This window comes from Rhodoferax sp. RT5P35, assembly GCF_056521385.1.
Genome location: NZ_JBWMAX010000029.1, coordinates 1,756 through 2,640, shown reverse-complemented (window position 1 = coordinate 2,640; position 885 = coordinate 1,756). Strand labels below are relative to the sequence as shown.

1 protein-coding gene is annotated in these 885 nt (G+C 62.9%); it reads left to right on the top strand.

The genetic code is table 11. The features are described from left to right. On the top strand, window positions 1–819 hold an 819-nt coding region (locus AC097L_RS23135), incomplete at its 5' end, for a class I tRNA ligase family protein (RefSeq protein ID WP_479589093.1). Window positions 820–885 lie beyond the last annotated feature (66 nt).

Genomic DNA, 885 nt, shown 5'->3' with positions numbered 1-885 from the left:
GTGGTGGACACCTACCGCCGGGTGCGCAACACGCTGAAGTTCCTGATGGCCAACGTCAGCGACTTCAACCCCGCCACCGACGCTGTGCCGTTTGACCAGTTGCTGGAAATCGACCGCTACGCCCTGGGCCGCGCCGCCCAGTTGCAGGCCGACATCCTGGCGCACTACGAGGTGTACGAATTCCACCCCGTGGTGGCCAAGCTGCAGGTGTATTGCAGCGAAGACCTGGGCGCGTTTTACCTGGACGTGCTCAAAGACCGGCTCTATACCACCGCGCCGAAGTCGCTGGCCCGCCGCAGTGCCCAAACCGCGCTCTGGCAGATCACCCACGCCATGCTGCGTTGGATGGCACCGTTCCTCAGCTTCACGGCCGAAGAAGCCTGGAAGATCTTTGGCAGCAGCGACTCCATCTTTTTGGAGACCTACGCCGAGCTGCCCGCGCCCGATGCCGACCTGCTGGCCAAGTGGAGCCGCATCCGCGAGATCCGCGACGCGGTCAACAAGGACATCGAAGTGCTGCGCGCCGACGGCAAGGTGGGTGCATCGCTGCAGGCGAATGTGGACCTGGCCGTGCCTGCCGACGACTTTGCGCTGCTCTCCAGCCTGGGTGCGGACCTGAAGTTTGTGTTCATCACATCCGCTATTACTTTGGTAGCTGCTCCCGCCCTATCCATAAGCGCCAAGGCCAGTTCGGACACCAAATGCGAACGCTGCTGGCACTACACGCCCGATGTGGGCGTGGACGCGGCCCACCCCACCCTGTGTGGCCGCTGCAGCAGCAATTTGTATGGAGCCGGTGAAACCCGGACGTTTGCGTAATGGCGACCAAAAGCAAATCCACCTTTGGCAAGTCCAACGCCAGCCTGGTCCCCTGGCTGGGCCTGG